17 protein-coding genes and 1 pseudogene are annotated in these 19,124 nt (G+C 65.8%); 12 read left to right on the top strand and 6 right to left on the bottom strand.

All coding sequences use genetic code 11. The features are described from left to right. Nucleotides 1-19 precede the first annotated feature (19 nt). From DBO33_RS24665 to DBO33_RS44740, 6 genes and pseudogenes are all read left to right on the top strand, one after another. Nucleotides 20-916 (top strand): hypothetical protein, encoded by an 897-nt coding sequence (locus DBO33_RS24665; protein WP_199856746.1) that lies wholly within the window; start codon nt 20-22, stop codon nt 914-916. A 392-nt stretch (nt 917-1,308) separates the two neighbouring features. Next, the gene (locus DBO33_RS24670) at nt 1,309-2,208 is read left to right on the top strand and encodes a M23 family metallopeptidase (RefSeq protein ID WP_159080470.1); all 900 of its coding nucleotides are present in this window, start codon (nt 1,309-1,311) and stop codon (nt 2,206-2,208) included. Between the two features lie 217 nt (nt 2,209-2,425). Next, nucleotides 2,426-4,378 carry a GMC family oxidoreductase gene (locus DBO33_RS24675; RefSeq protein WP_107657178.1) on the top strand — a complete coding sequence of 651 codons (1,953 nt, stop codon included), beginning with the start codon at nt 2,426-2,428 and terminating at the stop codon, nt 4,376-4,378. A gap of 221 nt (nt 4,379-4,599) precedes the next feature. Next, nucleotides 4,600-4,986, top strand: a complete 387-nt coding sequence (locus tag DBO33_RS24680; RefSeq protein WP_107657179.1) for an SseB family protein — start codon at nt 4,600-4,602, stop codon at nt 4,984-4,986. A gap of 21 nt (nt 4,987-5,007) precedes the next feature. After that, on the top strand, nt 5,008-5,628 hold the full coding sequence (locus DBO33_RS24685) for a type VII secretion target (protein ID WP_107657180.1): 621 nt from the start codon (nt 5,008-5,010) through the stop codon (nt 5,626-5,628). A gap of 98 nt (nt 5,629-5,726) precedes the next feature. After that, a pseudogene (locus DBO33_RS44740) lies at nt 5,727-6,299 on the top strand (putative T7SS-secreted protein); the annotation flags it as partial. A gap of 587 nt (nt 6,300-6,886) precedes the next feature. Here the strand turns inward: DBO33_RS44740 and DBO33_RS42985 are convergent. After that, nucleotides 6,887-7,069, bottom strand: coding sequence for a hypothetical protein (locus DBO33_RS42985; protein ID WP_159080472.1), 183 nt, complete (start codon nt 7,067-7,069; stop codon nt 6,887-6,889). Nucleotides 7,070-7,972: 903 nt separating this feature from the next. Continuing rightward, on the bottom strand, nt 7,973-8,521 hold the full coding sequence (locus DBO33_RS42990; protein WP_159080473.1) for a hypothetical protein: 549 nt from the start codon (nt 8,519-8,521) through the stop codon (nt 7,973-7,975). A 112-nt stretch (nt 8,522-8,633) separates the two neighbouring features. Here DBO33_RS42990 and DBO33_RS42995 point away from each other — a divergent pair, with 112 nt between their 5' ends. The 4 genes from DBO33_RS42995 (at nt 8,634) to DBO33_RS24705 (ending at nt 14,280) form a co-directional block, all read left to right on the top strand. After that, nucleotides 8,634-8,864: a hypothetical protein gene (locus DBO33_RS42995; protein WP_159080474.1), complete on the top strand. Its 231-nt coding sequence runs from the start codon at nt 8,634-8,636 to the stop codon at nt 8,862-8,864. A 116-nt stretch (nt 8,865-8,980) separates the two neighbouring features. Then, on the top strand, nt 8,981-13,057 hold the full coding sequence (locus tag DBO33_RS24695; protein ID WP_107657182.1) for an RHS repeat-associated core domain-containing protein: 4,077 nt from the start codon (nt 8,981-8,983) through the stop codon (nt 13,055-13,057). Continuing rightward, entirely contained in the window at nt 13,054-13,467 is a 414-nt protein-coding gene (locus DBO33_RS24700) for a hypothetical protein (protein ID WP_107657183.1), read from the top strand. The genes DBO33_RS24695 and DBO33_RS24700 overlap by 4 nt, the downstream gene beginning before the upstream one ends. Nucleotides 13,468-13,545: 78 nt before the next feature. Further along, nucleotides 13,546-14,280: a hypothetical protein gene (locus DBO33_RS24705; protein ID WP_159080475.1), complete on the top strand. Its 735-nt coding sequence runs from the start codon at nt 13,546-13,548 to the stop codon at nt 14,278-14,280. Between the two features lie 57 nt (nt 14,281-14,337). On the opposite strand, the gene DBO33_RS24710 is transcribed toward DBO33_RS24705, so the two are convergent. After that, nucleotides 14,338-14,586, bottom strand: coding sequence for a F0F1 ATP synthase subunit C (locus tag DBO33_RS24710; RefSeq protein ID WP_107660564.1), 249 nt, complete (start codon nt 14,584-14,586; stop codon nt 14,338-14,340). Between the two features lie 135 nt (nt 14,587-14,721). Here DBO33_RS24710 and DBO33_RS24715 point away from each other — a divergent pair, with 135 nt between their 5' ends. Then, nucleotides 14,722-15,312, top strand: coding sequence for a TetR/AcrR family transcriptional regulator (locus DBO33_RS24715; protein ID WP_107657185.1), 591 nt, complete (start codon nt 14,722-14,724; stop codon nt 15,310-15,312). Between the two features lie 73 nt (nt 15,313-15,385). Here DBO33_RS24715 and DBO33_RS24720 read toward each other — a convergent pair whose 3' ends face one another. Genes DBO33_RS24720 through DBO33_RS24730 form a run of 3 tightly spaced genes read right to left on the bottom strand, consistent with a single transcriptional unit; the run spans nt 15,386 to nt 17,978 of the window. Then, entirely contained in the window at nt 15,386-16,882 is a 1,497-nt protein-coding gene (locus DBO33_RS24720; RefSeq protein ID WP_107660566.1) for a PP2C family protein-serine/threonine phosphatase, read from the bottom strand. Nucleotides 16,883-16,886: 4 nt separating this feature from the next. After that, nucleotides 16,887-17,648 carry a GAF and ANTAR domain-containing protein gene (locus tag DBO33_RS24725; RefSeq protein ID WP_234391016.1) on the bottom strand — a complete coding sequence of 254 codons (762 nt, stop codon included), beginning with the start codon at nt 17,646-17,648 and terminating at the stop codon, nt 16,887-16,889. Next, nucleotides 17,649-17,978, bottom strand: coding sequence for a hypothetical protein (locus DBO33_RS24730; RefSeq protein WP_107657186.1), 330 nt, complete (start codon nt 17,976-17,978; stop codon nt 17,649-17,651). It lies immediately after the preceding gene. A 235-nt stretch (nt 17,979-18,213) separates the two neighbouring features. On the opposite strand from DBO33_RS24730, the gene DBO33_RS24735 reads away from it, so the two are divergent. Further along, nucleotides 18,214-19,071: a type II CAAX endopeptidase family protein gene (locus DBO33_RS24735; RefSeq protein ID WP_107657187.1), complete on the top strand. Its 858-nt coding sequence runs from the start codon at nt 18,214-18,216 to the stop codon at nt 19,069-19,071. Nucleotides 19,072-19,124: the final 53 nt, after the last annotated feature.

Consider the following 19,124-nt stretch of genomic DNA (forward strand, 5'->3'; position numbering starts at 1 on the left):
GCGAGACAGGGAGCACCTGATGGCTGACGGACAACCCACAGCAGGGACCACGAACCATCGCACGGAGGCGCACCCTTCCGCGCAGCAGACCATGACTCCCTTCGACAACATCTACGACCAGCCCGACCCGCGAGCCTACTTTCGCGTACTGGGCGAGTTCGATTACCAGACCCCGCAGCACGCCCAACGGATTTTTCGCCGCCTGGTCGATACTTACCCGGCGACCACCGGCCTCGCCGGCCCGATTGCGGTGCTCGATATCTGCTGCTCATACGGAATCAATGCCGCCCTGCTCAACCACGACCTGACACTGAACGACCTGTACGCCCATTACGTCTCGCCTGCGGTGACCACGCTGACGACCGCACAGCTGATCGAATACGACCGTGCCTTCTACGCGGCCCATCGGCGCCCCGACCCGGTCCCGGTCATCGGACTCGACGCGGCCCGCAACGCGATCGACTACGCCACCGCCGTCGGCCTGCTGGATGCGGGCTTCGCCGAGAACCTCGAGACCGCACCGCCAAGCCAGGATTTTCGCCGCGCTGCCCGGCAGGCCCGCCTGATCACCATCACCGGCGGAGCCAGTTTTCTCTCGCCCCGCACCTTCCAGCCGATTCTCACCGGTATCGACGCACCGGCATGGGTTGCCGCGTTTGTCCTGCGGACCGGGTCTTACCAGCCGATCGCCGACGGATTGGCCCGCCATGAACTCATCACCGAGACAGCTGCTTCGACCTTTCCCCAGCGCCGCTTCACCAGCACCGAAGAACGGCAGTACGCCATCGAGGGGGTAACCGCGATGGGGGCAGAACCCCGAGGCAAGGAAACAGCAGGATATTTCCACACCGCCCTGCACCTCTCACGTCCCGCAGCCGACATCGCGGCACTCCCCCTGAGCGCCCTGTCGGGTTGAGCGTCATACCGCCACCGAAACACGGCGAAGTTTTGCACCAGCGCGAAACGCGCGCGTCCGCAGACACAAACGAATGGCTACACGCCGCACCACAGCACTGAAACGTGCGCGAATCCTATAGGCAGTCTAGCCGTTTCGGAATACTCCCCACTTCCATTGGGGAGCTTCGAACGCAGACCGGAGATTTACAGTGAGGTATGTCCCCGACCGGGCATATTCGCCCGAGCACAGGGCTTACGTGGCAACCACACAAGCGGCTCGAATACGCGAATTGCAGGTCGGCACAACATCATTCCCACACCGAACGCAGCACCCTCCAGAAAGCGTGCAAGGCAATGGAATTCAACAAACGGAGATCCACCAGGCGGCTTACCCGCAGCATTATTCTGACAGTGACCATCGCGATGGCGATGTCCCTCCCGCTGACCACCGCACAGGTCACCGCCGCACCACCGGGATTGGACGAAGCTGTCACCGCCACCGTGCTGGAGCAGAAGAAGTCCGATCGCGCGCGCGCACCGGCGCCGGTGATCGACCACATGCGCGAGCAGGGCAACTGGGCTTTCGGCGCCGCGACGATCCCTGTCGGAAACGCCGACGAGGCGCCGACCTCCTCGTTGTATGTCGCCGAACGCAGCGGCGACAAATGGAAGGTAGCGCTGGAAGGGACCGCCGAGTTCGGCAGCATGGTTCAGCGCGCGCCCGAATCCGTCGTGAGCAGTGGCGAAAAGAGAGCTTTCACCGCGCCGCAGACCCGCGGCATCAACATCGGGATGGCGTTGCCCTGGCGGCAGGGCGACAGCTGGTACATGGGCGGCGGACCGCACGGCTACAGCGGTAACAGCCGCCCCTTCAACTCGATCGACTTCAACGGCGGTGACGGGCGAGTACTGGCTCCGCGCGCGGGCCGGGTCTACAAGACCTGCGTGCGCGCCAACAGCGCGGAAGTCAAACTCGTGCACGACAACGGCTACACCACCACCTACTACCACATGACGAACCTGATCAACGCCCAGGACGGTACCCAGATCGCGGCAGGCACCTACCTCGGCAGGATCGGCACCCAGCTGCCGTGTGGCGGTAGCGCCAGTGGCGCGCATGTGCACATGTCGCTGTACAACACCAATGGTGGCGCGGTCGCGGTGAACGGTAAAACCCTTGGCGGCTGGACCTTCTACGAAGGCAGCAGGGCCTACGCAGGCTATGCCGAACGCAACGGCGTCCGGGTGAACACCGGCGGCCGGCTCACCAACTACGGCGCCGACGCCGCTTCGGCAGGCACCGTCCGCTAACTGAGCCGAGACGACTGAGGCGTGGCGCCTTTGGCCCACGCCTCGGTTTTCTGCGTCAACCACCGTCCTCGCTATCCCGGATCGACGCGAGTCCGTCCCAGCAAGTGAATTGCCATTCCGCATTTGCAACGCTCCCACCTGCATCTTCGCCTCAATCAGTGCGCCAAGTCGGGCCGACATGATTAACTCGACCGCCACTGGAAAAGGGGAGTTTCACATGGAGCCTACGGCCGCGCAGCGGGCAGCGCTGAGCATGATCTGCGATACCTTCGTTCCCGGCGACGGATCGACCTTGCCACCGGCGAGCGAGCTCGGCGCGGTCGACACCGTCTTCCGGTTCTTGAGCCGCAGCCCGCGGGAGGCCGATCGCAAGCAGCTCGCAATGCTGTTGGGGTGGTGGGATTCTCGGCTCACCGGGTTGCTGCTCGGTGCGGGCCCGCGCCGGTTCTCCACCCTGTCCCAACCGGAGCGGGAGCGGGCGCTGCTGCGCCTCGGCGATTCGCGATTGGCGCCCGTGCGCGCGATCTTCCAAGCGCTCAAGCAGGCGGCGCTGTTGTCCTACAACGTGACTCCTGGCCCCACCGGCACCAATCCCCTGTGGAAAGAGATCGGCTATCCGGCACCGACCGGCGCGCTCAGCACCGCACCACAGCCGACCCTCGCACCGACGCGGTATGCCGAGAACACCACGCTCACCTGTGATGTCGTGATCGTCGGCTCGGGCGCGGGCGGCGGCACCGCGGCGGCCGTGCTGGCCGAAGCCGGTCTCGACGTGATCGTGCTCGAACGCGGAAACTACTACGACGACAAGGATTTCGGCGCGGGCGAACTTGCCGCCCTGGAACAGCTCTACGCCCCCGGCGCCAGTTCATCCGAGGGACAGATCACCCTGGTCGCCGGAACCTGCCTGGGCGGGGGCACCGTGGTCAACTGGAGCACCTCGCTGCCCACCCCCGATGACGTCCGCACGGAATGGGCCCAACTGGGTGCGGCACAGTTCGCCGAGGCCGAGTTCGGCGAGGCCCTCGCAGCGGTAAACCGCAGACTCGGCGTCACCGGTACCCGTTCGCCGCTGTCGGCCCGCGACGCCGTCCTGGAACGCGGAGCGCACGGACTCGGCTGGGCAGTAGACGCGTTGCCGCGCAACGTCTCCGAGGTTTGCGATGCCGGAACCGAATGCGGCAGCTGCGGTTACGGCTGCCGTCTCGGTGCCAAGCAGTCGGCCACCAAGACCTGGCTCGCCGATGCCGCCACGGCAGGCGCGCGACTGGTCATCGATGCGAACGTCCGTCGCATCGAGGTGAAAAACGGTCGGGCCGAGAGCGTTTCGGCGATCACCCCGTCCGGAGCCCAGATAGAGGTGCGGGCCCGCGCCGTCGTGGTCGCGGCGGGCGCGGTGCAGACACCAGCGCTGCTGCGCCGCTCCGGCCTGCGCAACGAGAACATCGGCCGTCACCTGCGCCTACATCCGGCCGCCGCGGTGTTCGGCGTCTTCGACGAGGAGCTGCGCGGCTGGGAGGGCGCGCTACAGGGGCGCATCTGCCGTCAGCACGCGGATCTCGACGGCAACGGCTACGGCGTCATCTACGAGACGGGTCCGGTCCATCCCGGCCTGGCCATCGGCTTCATGGGCTGGCGCGGCGCGGACGCGCACCGCAGCACGCTGCTCGACTTCGCCCGCACCACCCCGATCGGCGTCATCACCCGCGACCGCGACTCGGGCACCGTCACCGTGGACAAACCCGGCGACCCGACCGTCAACTACCGCCTCTCGGCCTACGACGCCGCCCACTTGCACACCGGAATCGAAGGCGCCGCAAGCATTCTGGAGGCAGCAGGCGCCCGCCGCATTTTCTCCGGCCATCAGACCGGCGTGGCCTACGAACCAGGCCGCCGCGGCTCGCACGCCGAGTTCGCCGCATCCTGCCGCGACGCGGGCTACGGGCCCGGACAGTGCGCGATGGGCGCCCTGCACATCATGGGCTCGGCCCGAATGGGCGGCTCCCCGCAACTCTCGGCCACCGATCCCGACGGCGCCACCTGGGAAGTCGCCAATATCGTCGTCGCCGACGGCTCTTGCTTCCCCACCGCCTCCGGCGTCAATCCGATGATCTCCATCGAAGCGATCGCCTATATGAACGCGAAGAGGCTGGCAGCCCGGTTGACCTGAGCGGAGAATGAAGACTCTGTGCCCCCAGTTCCATTGGCATCAGCCAATGCCCGAAAATTGCCAGAACGTGTCGACCGGCATTGCATCCCAGCTCAGACCGGCTGCACCACGGAAACTGCGGGAGCAATGGCAAACACCTGGCGTATCCGGTGCACCGGCGGGCATGCTTACACTTTGATGAGCTCGTTCAGCGGACAGTGCACACAGGGAAGGTTCGGGGGATGTCCGACACCGACGGCCGGGATACTCTGCGCAGTGAAATCCACGCGTTCTATGCCGGTTTCGGTCAGCCGGAAGCCTTACAGGCCGCATTTCGCCAGGCGGCGCTGTTCGTGCCGGTGACCGACGAGGAGCGCGTCACTATTTCGCACTTGGGCGGCATCGATTGGCTGTGTGCATTCACCAGCATCGAGGAGTACGCCCGATTCATGATGACGCGCGGCTACCTGACCGAGGGCGGCATCGAGGCCGAGCGCGAGTATCGATATCACACGCTGTCGGGCCGGCGGCTGCTCGACTACGCCGAGTCGAGAGACCAGCCCACCGGCGTCGCGGTCGACATCATCGGGTCGACCCCCATGGCATTTCCGCCCGAAGTAACCGAGTAACAACCGAATCGAGGGGGCGTCGTGACGCAGCAGGTAAAGCTCGACCCTGCGGTATTGCAGCAAGCCGCTAAAGGGATCCAAGCCACCATCGGTGAGCTGTCGAGCATGGGCATCGGCGAAACCGGCAACATGGGGCGCGGGTTCTCGCTGCTGACGCTGTCGACGATGGAGGCGGGCAAGCACACGGTCCAGAAGACCTTCGAGGAGTTCACCGAGCGGTGGTCCTGGGGCGTGCGCGCACTGGTGCAGGCAGGCAACTCGATCGCCAAGACGCTGGGTTTGGCGGCCGGTCGGTATCACGAGATGGACGCCAAAGCCGAGGGCATGCTGAAGAAGATGTGGACGCATCTGGCGGGCAACCCGCACCTGACCGATGAACAAATCACCAAGCGGTCGTGGGGAGATACGTTCGCCGACAACTCGTTCAACCATATTCGCAATGCGGACTACAGCATGCAGTCGTTCGAGAAAGCGAACAAGACGATACAGACGAACTTCAAGGTGATCGAAGCGGTCGGCCCGCAGGCCTTCGCGAATATTTCCCCCGTCACCGGCAGTCTGCTCACCGGTCAGACACCCGGCTGGAACACCGGCGCGTCGGAGCAGGCGGCGAAAATCATGAAGGATGCAGAGGGCAAGTAGCCTTGGGACTCTGGGATGTCGTCAACGATATCGGCGATGCGATCGAGAAGGGCGTCGAGAAAGTTGTCGAAGGCGCCGGCCAGGTCATCGACGACGGTTTGGACGTCCTGTCCGACGGCGCGAAGTATGTCGGCCTGGACGACCTCGCCGAAGGACTGGACGACCTCGGCGACAACATAGCCTCGGGCACCGGTGGCGCCGTCGACGAGGAGCAACTCGGTGAGACCGAGGATCCCAAGGAACTCGTCCGCGGCGAGCCGTCCGAAATCAGTTCCACCGCAGAGACATTGCAGAAGATGGCCACCGCCATCGACTCCACCGGCCAGGCGCTCAAACAGATCGACGCCGCCGACTGGTCCGGCCAAGGCGCGGACGCGTTCAACGCGATCTACGACAAGCAGCCGAAACTGTGGTTCGACGCCGCCGACGCGTTCACCTCGGCGGCCAAGGCCATGGAGGCCTGGCACAACGAGGTGAAAACCGCGCAGGACAAAGCCGCCGACGCCATCGATAAATGGAAGGCCGCCGACGCGGAGGAACGCAGGCAGAAGAACTGGTGGAACTCGCTCACCGGGGAACAGCAGGCGCAGACCACGCTGGTCGATACCTGGACCAGCATGCGCAACGAGGCGCGAGAGATATTGCGCGGCGCACGAACTCAGCGCGACAACGGTGCCTCCATCGCGGTGAGCGCCTTCGCCGCCGCTACCGACAAGGCGCCCAAGGAACCACCATTCACCGACCGGTGGATCGCCAATATCTCGGATATGGGCGGGGTGCTCGAACACGGGGCGTTGAACTTCACCTCCGGCCTGCTCACCAGTCTCACCGGGCTCGTGCAGTTCGTGCGCCAGGTCAATCCGACCGACATCTACAACCTGACCCATCCGGCCGAGTACGCGACCGGGCTGTCCAATCTCGGCACGGGATTGGTTGTCGCAGTGGCGGATCCGGGCGCGACGGTCAACGCGATACTGTCCGATGCCCGAAAGAATCCGTTCGAATTCCTCGGTGCGTTGACCGGTGACGCGCTGCTCACCGCGGCCACCGGCGGTGGCGGTAGCGCCAAGGTCGCGCTCAGCGCGCTGCGCAAGGTGACCGATGCCGGTCGGCTCGCCCGCGGTGCCGACAATCTCGGTGACCTCGGCCGGCTGCCCAACACGCACACGCCGAACTCGATGTCCTCGCCTGATCCGGGAAGCCAGTTCGGGACGCCGTCGCATGCGTCGATGGACACGACCCAGCGGCCCGGCCCCGCTCAGGTCGACACCGGGCACAGTCCAGAGAACAACCCGGTCCAGGCGAGCAGCCGACCCGAGTCCCCTGCCCCGCGGACCGAGAACACCGGCGGCAACAACTCGACGTCCGAACCGCCCAGCACGCAGCGCTCGGAGCCGTCGTCGTCCAGTCCGGCAAACAACTCCCCCGATCCGGCACCCACCCGTCAGGCGGACCCGGCACCCACCCGTCAGGCAGACCCGGATCCCACGCCTGTCACGCACAGCGANACACTGCACCGCCGCCGCGTGCGGATCCCGAGCCGTCGCCTGCCACCCGGCCCGGGCCGGACCCGGATCCCGGGCCGACGCGGATCGATCCTCGGCCCGAGGAGGTTCGCCCGGCTTCGACGGTGGACAACACTGCGCCGTCACCGCGCACCGAAGTCGATTCGACGCCGAGCCCACGCACCGAAGTGGACTCCACACCGAGCCGCACCGACGTCGACTCCACACCGAACCCACGCACCGAAGTCGACTCCACACCGAGCCGCACCGACGTCGACTCCACACCCAACCCACGCACCGACGTCGACCCGGCACCGTCTCCGCAAGCGAAGTCCGATGTGCCGTCGCCGGTTCGTACCGACGCAGACCACACGCCGGACACACGACCGGACACGACGCCGACCACGTCCGCCGACCGACCACCCGCGGCAAACGCTGATCCCGATGGGACATCGCCGGTTCGCACAGACCCGACCCCGGACGCCCGCCCTGCCGCAACGCCGGATTCGAGCACCACACCAACCCCCGGCCCCGCATGGCATCCGGGCGCGACACCTCATGCCGATAGCCCGACACCGCAACCGCGCACACAAGCGGACTCCCCGTCGGGAACGCGTCCTCAGCCCGATCCGGTACGTCCACACAGCGACGCCCCGGCGCGTCCCGAACCAGGGCCCCGTCCCCAGCCCGACCGTTCACCCGCACGACGCGCGAATCCGGACCCCGCGCCCGCGAACCGCCCCCAGCCGGAGGCGCCGGTCGCACGGCCGCATCGCGATCCGGTACCCGCGGGCCGCGCCGATCCGCAGTCGTCACCCGCTGCCCGCTCGCAGCCCAATTCACCATTGCACGCGCCACCGACTCCGGACCACACCCCGCCGCGCACCCATACCGACCCGCCGATGCGAACCGACCCGGACACACCACGGCGACCAACGGATCCCTCGGCCGACCACCGCGGTGACGGCCGACCAGACACCACCTATACCGATGAACCCGCCCCCCACGATCGCGATCCCGAGCTCGCGCATTCCGGTGGTGCAGTTCGCCCCCGCGACGACTTCGCGGCCTTCGAATGGGCCGAGGACGCCTACGACCATTTCCGCAGGCACGATCGCGACATCGACGACATCACCCAGGTTCTCGCCGATCACCCGCATGCCGACGGCTCGACCTTCACCCGCGCCGACATCGACCAGATCAAGCAACACCTGTTCCGTGAGGAACATCCCATCGTCGACTACGACGGCACCCTCGAGCACCGCAGGTTCGACGCCGATCCGGCGATCGCCGAGGCATGGATCCGGCTGCGCTCCGGTCGCCCACTGCCTGCGGATATCGTGTTGCTCAGGCACGAACTCGCCGAGTCCACCTACCTGCGTAACCATCCCGGGTCGACCTATCAGGATGCACACGCGCACGCGAACACCAACCACAACTGGTCCAACGACATCCCGCCGCGAACGGGCGAACGCTACGACACACACTGGGGAGCGAACGATGGCACTACTGATCTACTACAACCAGATTCGCAACGACCCGAACGAGGTGGAGTACCAGTTCGGGGAGACGAGGGACACCCTCGACCGCACCCTGACAATCGACAAGACGAACCACACCGCCCAGACGGCCACTCCGGAGGACGGCATCTTCCGCACCGCGGCGGGCCAGATCATGATCCGAGCCAAACGCGAGAAAACCTGGCCCCCGAACGGAGTGATCGCCTCGTAGACCCGGCCCCGTCCTCCCACGCATCCCCGAATCACGCCGACGCGACGCATCCCGATTCGCCATCGCACCCGCGGTCCTCGCCAGACCCCATCCCACGTGCCGATACCGACCCGCCGATGCGAACCGACCCGGATGCACCGGGACGGCAGCGGGATACGGATCCGCCCTTCGGCCGAGGATCGGACGGCGACACGAAACCGCCTACACCACACCATGATCCGGACCGGTCTCCCGATCGCAGCGACAGCAACGACCGTCCGCACGGGCCGGAGGACCCGTCGCGGGATCGTAACCCGGATCGCGATCGAGAACCGGATCGCGACCGCCAACCCGACCGCGACCGCCAGCCAGACCGCGACCGCCAACCCGACAACGACCGCCAACCGGACCGCGAATCAGACAACGACCGCCAACCGGGCCGCGACCGTGATCCCGACCCTGACCACCCCACGGCGCAGGATCGAGCCGACGCCGACCGCAATGCCCACGAGCACGCCCGCGACTCCGGCCCGGAATCCGACCGCACCCCGGAACAGAAGACCTGCTCCACCGACCCGGTCGACATCAGCACCGGCGAATTCCTGCTCCCCGAAACAGATCTCGACCTCCCCGGCGTCCTGCCGCTGACCCTGCAGCGGGCACACCATTCGAACTACCGGTTCGGTCGCTGGTTCAGCCCATCCTGGTCCAGCACGTTGGACGCCCGGATCGTCGTGGAGGAAGCAGGCGTCACCTTCATCGGCGAGAACGCGATGATGCTCGCCTACCCGCACGCCGAGGTCGGCGTCCCCGTGCACCCGCTCAACGAGGGTCAGCAATGGTCGTTGACCCGCACCGATGCCGGCGGCTACCGCGTGAGAGATCAACGGCGAGAGGTGATCTGGCACTTCGCCCCCGAGCTCGGATTGGACGGCATCGAAGCCAAGTTCGGCAACTACGCGGTCTCCGCCATCACCGACCGACACCACAACCGCATCCGCTTCCACTACGACGCCGACGGTGTACCGACCGAGGTAACGCACTCCGGCGGATACCGCGTCCGGATCCACTCGGATCGTGCCCGCATCACCGGCCTCTCACTGATCACCGACGATCCGGACCTCGGCGAATTCGCCACGCCGGTAATGGAATTCATCTACGCAGACGCGGATTTGGCCGCAGTGATCAACGCCGACGGAGCAGCAACCCGCTACACCTACGATGCCGAACACCGGATGACATCGTGGACCGACTCCAACGGCAACCAAATGGTCAACACCTACGACGAATCCGGCCGCGTCGTCTTCCAACGCGGCACCGCCGGAATCCTCAACTGCGACTACGACTATCTGCAACTCCCCGACGGCACCGGCCGCCTCACCACCGTCACCGACTCCCTCGGCGCCACCACCTCCCACGGCTTCGACCGCGAACTACAACTACGCGACCTCATCGACCCGACCGGCGCCCGCACCCACATCGACTACAACGCCGACCGCAGGCCACTGACCATCACCGAGCCCGACGGAGCAATCACCCGCTACGTGTACAACGACGCGGGTGACCGAACGGAAGTCATTCGCCCCGACGGGAAATCGACCGAGGTCGAATACGTCTGGCGCCACCGGGCCAGCAAGATAACTTTCCCCGACGGTTCCGTCTCGCGCCGCGAATGGACGACCGACGGCGACCTCGCCGCCGTCATCGACCCCGCCGAAAACCGTACCGAGTTCACCTACCACCCCAACGGCGCCCTGGCCACCATCGTCGAATCCAACGGTGCCCGCACCACCATGCAGGTGGACGCAGCCGGTCTTTTGATACAAATCACCCAGCCCGACGGCGCGGTGACCCACATCCGACGTGACTCCGCAGGCCGACCGACCCACATCACCGATCCGCTCGGCGCAGTAACGCGGTATGACTGGTCGCCGACCGGAAACCTGCTCCGCAGAACCGATCCCGACGGCCACACCGAATCGTGGACCCACGACGGCGAAGGCAACATCCGCACGCATACCGACCGCGCGGGTGGTGTCACCCAGCTGTCCTATGGCGATTTCGATCTCCTGCACTCCCGCATCGACCCCGACGGCTCGATCACCCGATACACCTGGGACTCCGAACGCCGCATCACCGCCGTGCACAATCCCATCGGGCAAAGCTGGACCTACGAATACGACAGTGCCGGAAGGATTATCGCCGAGACCGACTACGCCGGGGCGACAACGCGATACACCTACGACCGGGCCGGACGAGTCGGAGCGGTCACTCCGGCCACCGGCACAACTCGCCGCCACCGCTACGACATACTCGGTCGAGTCACCGAGATCGCCGCCGATGACGAGTGGATCCGATACACCTACGATCCGGCGGGGCGTGCCCTGTCCGCGGTCAACGGCATCGGAGCGGACCGTACGCACTCCCTCGAATTCGCCTACACCGCAGTCGGAAGCGTGGCATCCGAGCAGGTCGACACCCGGCAGCCGATGCTGTTCGAGCATGATCAGCGCGGCCACCGGATTCGCCGGACCACGCCCTCCGGCGCCGTGGCCACCTGGCACCACGATGTCTCCGGCCGCTTGGACCATCTCAGCGCCGACGGCCACGACATCACCTTCGACTACGATCCGCTCGGCCGGCTTACCAGCTGGCGGGTCGGCGAACTTGCGGTGACCCGCGGTATCACCGCGCGGGGTCAGGTGACCCACCATGAGGTGACCGCTTTCCCCGCCCGAGCCCTGTCTCTCGGCTCCGGCTTGTCCGTCCGGCCTGCCCCGCACCGACTCCGTCGCGACGAATTCACTTATCGCGCAGACGGTTACCTCACCACGCATACCATCGACCGCGCGCAGCACGACCTCCTACAGCGCGACTACAGCCTCGACGCTGCCGGTCGTATCACCACCGTCGCCATGAACGGCGCCCCCACCGAGCGATACACCTACGACGCACTCAGCAATATCACCAACTCCGCCGTATCCAGCACCCCATCGGCTTCGACACCCGCTGCCGCACCGCATCTTCCGGTCTACGACGGTCGCCGCGAATACCGCGACAACCTCCTCATTCGCGACGGCCGAACGCGCTACCACTACGACCCCGCGGGTCGGCTGATCCGCAAAACCACCGTCCGCCTCTCCCGCAAACCCGACGTGTGGCACTACCGCTACAACGCCTTCGGTGAGCTCGCCGATGTCTGGACCCCGGACAACCAGTGGTGGCACTACACCTACGACGCCCTCGGCCGCCGCACCACCAAACAGCACCTCGCCCACGACGGCACCGTCCTCGAGCGCGTCGACTACCACTGGGACGGCATTCATCTCATCGAGCAGGCCACCAATACCAGCACCATTCGCTGGCAGTACCAGCCCGGTTCCCACACGCCGCTAACCCAGACCACCGATGAGGCCACGATCGACCGCGAGTTCTACGCGATCATCACCGATCTCGTCGGTTCCCCGACAGAACTGATAGACCCCGGTACCGCCCAGCCGGCGGCCGCCGCAAGCGCCGACCTATGGGGCCGGACCCACTGGCGCGGAAAAACAAGCTCGCCGCTCCGGTTCCCGGGACAGATCCATGACCCCGAAACCGGGCTGCACTACAACATGTTCCGGTACTACAACCCGGACACCGGTCAGTACCTCACGCCTGACCCGCTCGGCCTGTCCCCCGCGCCAAACCCCTACGCGTACAGCGTCAACCCGCTCCGGTTCATCGACCCGCTCGGTCTGACACCGACAGCGTGCGAGCGGTTCGAGAACTTCCATAGACAGGTCACTCCAGGAGAGCTCGAACGTGCGCCTGCCCCATATCCAGGGGGCAACGAAGGGCACGCGTATTCGAAACACCGCGTCACCCCCCAGGTTCAGGCTTCCATCCTCAACAACCCGGATCGGATCTTCTCCGGGACCTACCATGGCGAGAATTACATCACCGGTCAGCCCTACACCCGCGAGGTCGACGTCTACTACCGGGAAGGTTCCAGAGACCCCAACAGAGGTTCCGTGGTAATCACCGAAGCGGGTAACAAGAACTCCGTCATCACGGCCTATGGTTTGATCGACAGGAGTGTCCCGAAGCCGAAGGGGGTCAAAGTGGATAACTGGGCGGGCAACCCGCATTACGTAGAGATCCGCACCAATAACGGTGCCCACGAAGTGGTGTTTCCCAACCGGGAGAGCTGGGAAAGGAACGACTGGCAGTGACGGTAGACGATGGCCCAGAGGACAACCCGCCAGTCCGGTGGCTGTCGGCGATCAACGCCCTCGCCGACAGTTTCGCCACTCATCTCGGCGAGCAGGTGAACGTGGTCGACGCGGGCGAAATGGAGGATGCATTCTCCTGCCTCCTGCGAGGCCCTGAGCCGTCCAATCCATCCCTCCAGGTCACCTGGGAGGGAGTGCTCGGTATGCAATACACCGATGGACAGCCGCGCGTCAGCGTCTCGCTGTTCCTGTACAGCCGAGGTCGCCGCCTGCGGCTCGACGACCAGCCCGGCAGTTATCTGGAAATCGTCTACGAAGGTCCCATGGACGGCTCGGGGACCTGGCGCGATCTAGGCTGGCTACGAGACGATTTCGGCGAGTTCGAAGCGTACGACCATTACAGCGGCTGACCGCCCACGCGACGACCATCACTTCCGCCATTGAAGAGGTGGACCCCACACACCGGCTGGCCCCGAAAGGCATGGAGAATGAACACTCTCAATGCCCCGCCCGCAGAGTTGCGCGAGTCGCTGGCGGCAATCGACCTCCTTGCCTGCACCAATGAAATAACAAGCGTCCCTTCACCTCGACAGGCGATGCAGGCCGTGAACGGCGGGGAGGTGAAGCCGAAGTACGCAGTCCCTTACCGATCGGGCGAGGTGCCTGGCGACCTCGACACGCTGTGGCATGCCGAAGCCGACGCGGTGTCTCTCTACACGGACACCGGCGAGTTTCTCCTCGTACTTCCCGGACCAGGCAGCAGCCGCGGGGGCTGGCTTTGCGTCCGGGACACGGTAGGCGAAAGGCTGCCATCTCGGATCGCGACGATCACGAACCAGCCGGAGTTCATTGCGATGTCGCTCGACGGCAGGCAAGTCTGTGCGACGTCACGGGAAGAATACGAGTACTGGATCATCACCCACAGGTTTCCTGACGATTTCGAGACCGAAGACCACAAGCAGAGCGTCGTCTACCCCGAGGTTCGCCGGCTCATGGAAAGCGGCACGACGTGGGTTGATCTGTTGTCCTACTTGAAATCTACGGGTGAGTTCAAAGGCCATAAGATCGAGCTGATGGGTATTCTTCGCGAAGGCGGCGGAATCCCGATCCCCGCGAGCCGCGAGCTGCTGTCCCTGCTCGACCAGCAATGCACGCCGATGGTGCCGGCAGACGAGCTGGAAGCGAAATGGCGACAACTCCTTTCGGATAGACGGCACGGATGAAACGCATTCCACCCCTTCCCCCGCGCGAACCGGGAGCGGGGGTTTCGAGGGTGGCGACTACGTGCCCGGCGTGGCGAAAACGATCAGCGCCATGAACGCGAGGTTGATGAAGTAGGTACCCTCCACCAGGCCGACGGTGATGAGAAACGGTGTCATGAGGCGGCTTTGGGCCTCGGGCTGCCTGGTGCTTCCGGCGAGTAGTTGACCGCCGGCGAAGCCGTCGCCCAGGCAGGCGCCGGCCGCAGCACCGCCCATCATCAATCCGCCGCCGATGAACGCCCCTGCGGTGATCACTGCTTTCACCATTTCCGGATCGGATGCCATGTCGGTGCCTCCCCTCGGCCGACCCGGGAGTCGGCCAGGTACTCTTTACAATGCAGTTGCATCGTAACCGGACTTGGTGAGTTATGGCAATGCAAACGCATTGCGAAAGGGAGAACCTTGCCGAAACAGGTGGACCATCAGGAGCGCCGCCAGCAGATCGCCGCCGCGGTGTGCCGATTGGCGGCCGCGCACGGACTCGAGGGCGTGAGCCTGCGTCATGTCGCCGCCGAGGCGGGGGTGTCGATGGGCCGGGTGCAGCACTACTTCAAGACCAAGGACGAGATGCTGTTGTTCGCTTTCGGCACGATCAGCGAGGGCGTCGAACAGCGTGTCACCCAAGCGTTTTCGGCCTTGCCGCAACCACCGGACGCCCGCTCGCTGGTGCGTGCGCTCCTCATCGAGATGATGCCGATCGGCGACCACGCCAAAGCCGAAATGCCCATGTGGGTAGCCTTTTTCGCCCGCGCGGTGGTGGAGCCGCAGATGGCCGAGCTGCTGCGGCAGGGCACTCGTTCGCTGCACGGGTTCGTCGCCGAACAGATCGGCAATGCCCGTCCCGCAAGCGATTCCTGCGACGCCGCCAGGGAAGCCGACATCCTGCTATCGCTCACCGACGGACTGATGATGCGCCTGATGGTCGGCGGGATCGATGCCGAAACCGCCTTGGCCGCACTCGACCATCAGCTCGACCGCGCCTTCGGCACGTAACCGTCGCATCGGACCGAGCAGACGCATTCTCCAAACATCCTGTGACAGTCGCCCTTCCGGAAGATAGTTGCAGTCAGTCGTGGTCCTCATCCGCCGATCGACCCGGTCGCGACGGCGGACGCAGGATCCTCGTACGGTGGTTGTCCCAGCGAGCAAGCAGAACGGTGGCATCGTCTTGCAGCATGTTCTCTTGATGAGCGAGCACCGCATGAATCAGCCTGCGCGCGGTTTCCGGCGGCGGATGCCCGGCGGCCGCCTCCCGCCGCAGGAAGTCGACCAGGCGCCCCTCGCCGAAGAACTCCCCACTGCTGTTGCGCGCCTCGGTAATACCGTCGGTGTAGAGGACGATCCAGTCGTCGGGCTGCAACGACTCTTCGCCGACCACCAACTCGCCGCGCCCGAGCCCGAAGGGTGGACGTCGGCCCGCCGCAAGGGGTTTGACGACCTTGCCCGACCGCATGATGAGCGGCGCGGGATGACCGGCGTTGACATAACGAACCCTTCCGGTAGCGAGGTCTACCTCGGCCAGCACACCGGTCGCGAATGTGCCGACCCTGAAGTGGTCTCGGATCGCCCGGTCGATCACCTGGGCTTGCTCGTAGAGGCCGTGGCCCGCGTGCCTGGCGCTGCGATAGGCGGACAGCACGGTGGCCGCGATCAGACCACTGCGCAGATCATGGCCGACGGCGTCCACGACGAGTAACCGGGCGGTGGTCTCGCTGAGGTCGTAGTCGAAGGCGTCACCGCTGTTGCTGCGGCGCGGTTCGACGATCGCCGACACGACGAAGTTGTCCACGCCCGCGGTCAGCGGCGGCAGCAACGACCAGATCAGTTCGCTGCCGATGGTGCGGTCCGTCGGCTTCCTGACCCGATCCAGGGCGTCGCCGTACTCCGTCATCGCGGTCGCCAGATGCCCGGCCAGCGAGGACAGCCATCGGCATTGAGCACGCAGGGCGGGGTCGTAACAGTCGTCGACCTCCCCGACGCGCACCTCGAGCACGCCAAGACGTTCGACGCCGTCGAGCAGCGGAACCCACAGCCTGGGCCGCGGTGTGTCCTGCGGCAGGACACGAACCTCCCGGAAGGCGCGGCCCGCGAGCGTGGTGTCCACGTCCAGCGCGCCGTCGCCGGAATCGGCGGCGTCGGCGGGGCGCAGGAAACGCTGGTCGTAGTCGATCAGGTACATCGTGATCTCGACGTCGAGCACCTGCCCGGCCGCGTCGACCAAGGCGGGCAACCGATCCGGCGGAGCCAGTTCGGCGGACTCGAGCAGCGACACCAACGCGCGCAGCATCGGCCCGCGCGGCCGGCCCTCCCGCACCGGCCGGGAGTAGGACGCGCGATACGACCAGCTCAACACGTCGAGTCGCTCGTTCACGGTGTGCGCGAGCACATCTCGTTGCAGCGGTGGTAGCGAGCCGCGGCCGTTCAAATAGGCGTCCACCTCCGCCATCCCCGCATCGCCGCCGAGAGTGAAGTATCGCAACCACAGTTCCTCGGGGCTGAGTCTGGCGCGTTGCAGTGCGATAGCGATGCTGCGCTGCTGCCGGTCGGCATCGTCCTGTTTCATGTCATCACCGACGCCGCCGGACCGTCGAGCTGACGAGGCGTTCGGCACTGCGCTGCAACGTGGTTCGGTGCTCGTGGGCCCAGTCGGCGAGTTTCAGGAACGCGCCGCGCTCGTCGACGCCGTCGCGTGCCATGATGATGCCCTTGGCCAACGCCACCACCTCGCGGCCGCGCAGGCTCTTCTTCAGCACTTCGCTGGCGTGCTCGACTTCTCGGGCGGTATGCACGTTCGCCAGCAGAATGGCGGCCTGGGTGGCGAACAGCGTGAGCCAATGCTCATGCTCGGGACCGTAGCTGTTCGGTTGTGCGGCATAGACTTTCAAAGCACCCAGCGGCGTCTCGCCGGCCACGAGCGGAGCGCTGAGCGAGGAACGCAGGCCCATCCGCGCCGCCGTCGCCGCCCACTGCGGCCAACGGTCGTCGGTGTGCAGGTCATCGATCCGCACGACGCGCCGCTCCTCCCACGCCGCCAGGCACGGCCCTTCGCGCAACCGATACTGCTCCGCGTCGGCCTGCTCGACCATGGCGTCGGTGGCCGCGGCAGTGACCCGTTCACCCTGCTGGTCCAGCAGGGTGACTCCCGACCCTGTCGTGCCCGGAATCGTCAGCGCGGCAAGCGAAGTGATCAGCTGTAGCGCCGTGTGCACGGTATCGGTCGACAACAGCAAGCCGGACGCTCGGGCGAACGCCGCGGCCAATTCATCCGCCGACAAGGTGTCCGCAGCGTTCATCTCGACCTCCCCCGCGTCGCGGGCTCTGGTGCTCACTCAGCTGACATTGAAGTTCTGCTCGACCTCACCGGCCAGGCCGTGCAGCGATCGGTCGAGGGCAGCGCGCAAGGCATCGGCGTCCAGCTCGCCGCTGTCGTGCACCCCGAGCTCGGCCTCGCTCGCGCCGGCGCCCGACTCGGTCACGCGTAGCCAGCCCGACCACGTGTCGGCGCCGTGCGGACGCCAGCGCACCAGGTGCTCGTCCGCACTCAGCCTGATCTCGTAGTGCTCTGCCGCGTCTTCGGCCGACCGGGTGATCGGTAGCCATGCGGCGGCACGGGCGGGATCCGCGGCAGTGTTCAGCACGATGTCCGGGTCCGCAGCCATCGTGCGGCTGCGTCGGCCGGCGTGATCGGAGAGTGGGGACACGTGATGGTCCTACCCCGGTTTCCGCAAAAGATGCGCAAACCCGAACGCAGGCCGACATATCGTTCCCCGGTGGGATGGGCGGCCTGCGGCCCATCGACGGTGCCAGGTGCAGTTCACTCCCGAGAGTGATGCCTGCTCGCGGCACCGGTCGATAGGTTCGCAGGCGCCAGCACCCCGGCACGGAAGCCAGTCGATGAAAACGCACCTCGGTACAGCACCGCGACAACGCCTCGTCGCATACTTCGTGCTGGCCTTCGTGTTCACCTGGGCGTGTTGGATACCGGCAGGTCTCATCGAACAAGAAATCGTCGCCACCGGCATACCGCCGATGGTCCTGCTGATCATCGGCGGCCTCGGCCCGGTGGCGGCCGCCCTGGTGTGCTCGAGTAGCGCGCTCGGCGGGCAGGGCGTTCGACTATTCCTGCGCAACGCTTTTCGATGGCGGGCACCGCGCCGGTCCTATTGTCTGGCGACCGTCCCGATAGCTGTTCTGGTGCTGGGCACGATTCCGGTCCAGCTGGCGATAGGCGCCGAGTGGGATGGTGCCGGCCTGATAAGGGGCATGTCTGCACTGGCGACGATGTTCGTATTCACCTTCCTGCTGGGTGGCGGTATCGATGAGGAGTTCGGTTGGCGCGCGTTTGCGCTCCCGGGATTGCAGGCGTCGTTACCGCCCTGGTCCGCGAACTTGATACTCGGCGTGCTGTGGTCGCTGTGGCATCTACCGCTGTGGTGGAATCCAGCTGTAGCGCAGTACGACTCGAACTATGCGATGTATATCGTCTCCACGACAGGGTTCAGCTTTGTGCTCGGCTGGCTGTACAACTCGTCGCAGGGAAACACGATGGTCGCGGTCGTGGCGCACACGGTATCCAATGTGAGCTACGGTCTGCAGGCGGCGGCTCTGAATCCGGTCTTCCAGTGTATAGACGTCGTGGTTATGGGGAGCGCGGGACTCGCCATAGCGATCGCGACCCGCGGCACGATCGGTCTCCGGCCTAACCAGCCGACTCCCGGTGAGGTCACCGGCGGCACGGATCAACACGGATGAGTCGCGGCCGCTCGGCAGGTGCCGGTGCCGAATACCGTTCAGACAGACAGAAT

It is taken from the genome of Nocardia suismassiliense (assembly GCF_900269665.1).
Classification (GTDB): Bacteria; Actinomycetota; Actinomycetes; order Mycobacteriales; family Mycobacteriaceae; genus Nocardia; species Nocardia suismassiliense.

Bases quoted from the DNA above. Each gene is read 5' to 3' on its own strand.
- DBO33_RS24665 (WP_199856746.1), top strand. From the start codon at position 20: ATGGCTGACGGACAACCCACAGCAGGGACCACGAACCATCGCACGGAG.
- DBO33_RS24675 (WP_107657178.1), top strand. From the start codon at position 2,426: ATGGAGCCTACGGCCGCGCAGCGGGCAGCGCTGAGCATGATCTGCGAT.
- DBO33_RS24680 (WP_107657179.1), top strand. From the start codon at position 4,600: ATGTCCGACACCGACGGCCGGGATACTCTGCGCAGTGAAATCCACGCG.
- DBO33_RS42990 (WP_159080473.1), bottom strand. From the start codon at position 8,521: ATGGTTACGCAGGTAGGTGGACTCGGCGAGTTCGTGCCTGAGCAACAC.
- DBO33_RS42995 (WP_159080474.1), top strand. From the start codon at position 8,634: ATGGCACTACTGATCTACTACAACCAGATTCGCAACGACCCGAACGAG.
- DBO33_RS24695 (WP_107657182.1), top strand. From the start codon at position 8,981: ATGCGAACCGACCCGGATGCACCGGGACGGCAGCGGGATACGGATCCG.
- DBO33_RS24705 (WP_159080475.1), top strand. From the start codon at position 13,546: ATGAACACTCTCAATGCCCCGCCCGCAGAGTTGCGCGAGTCGCTGGCG.
- DBO33_RS24710 (WP_107660564.1), bottom strand. From the start codon at position 14,586: ATGGTGAAAGCAGTGATCACCGCAGGGGCGTTCATCGGCGGCGGATTG.
- DBO33_RS24720 (WP_107660566.1), bottom strand. From the start codon at position 16,882: ATGAAACAGGACGATGCCGACCGGCAGCAGCGCAGCATCGCTATCGCA.
- DBO33_RS24730 (WP_107657186.1), bottom strand. From the start codon at position 17,978: ATGGCTGCGGACCCGGACATCGTGCTGAACACTGCCGCGGATCCCGCC.
- DBO33_RS24735 (WP_107657187.1), top strand. From the start codon at position 18,214: ATGAAAACGCACCTCGGTACAGCACCGCGACAACGCCTCGTCGCATAC.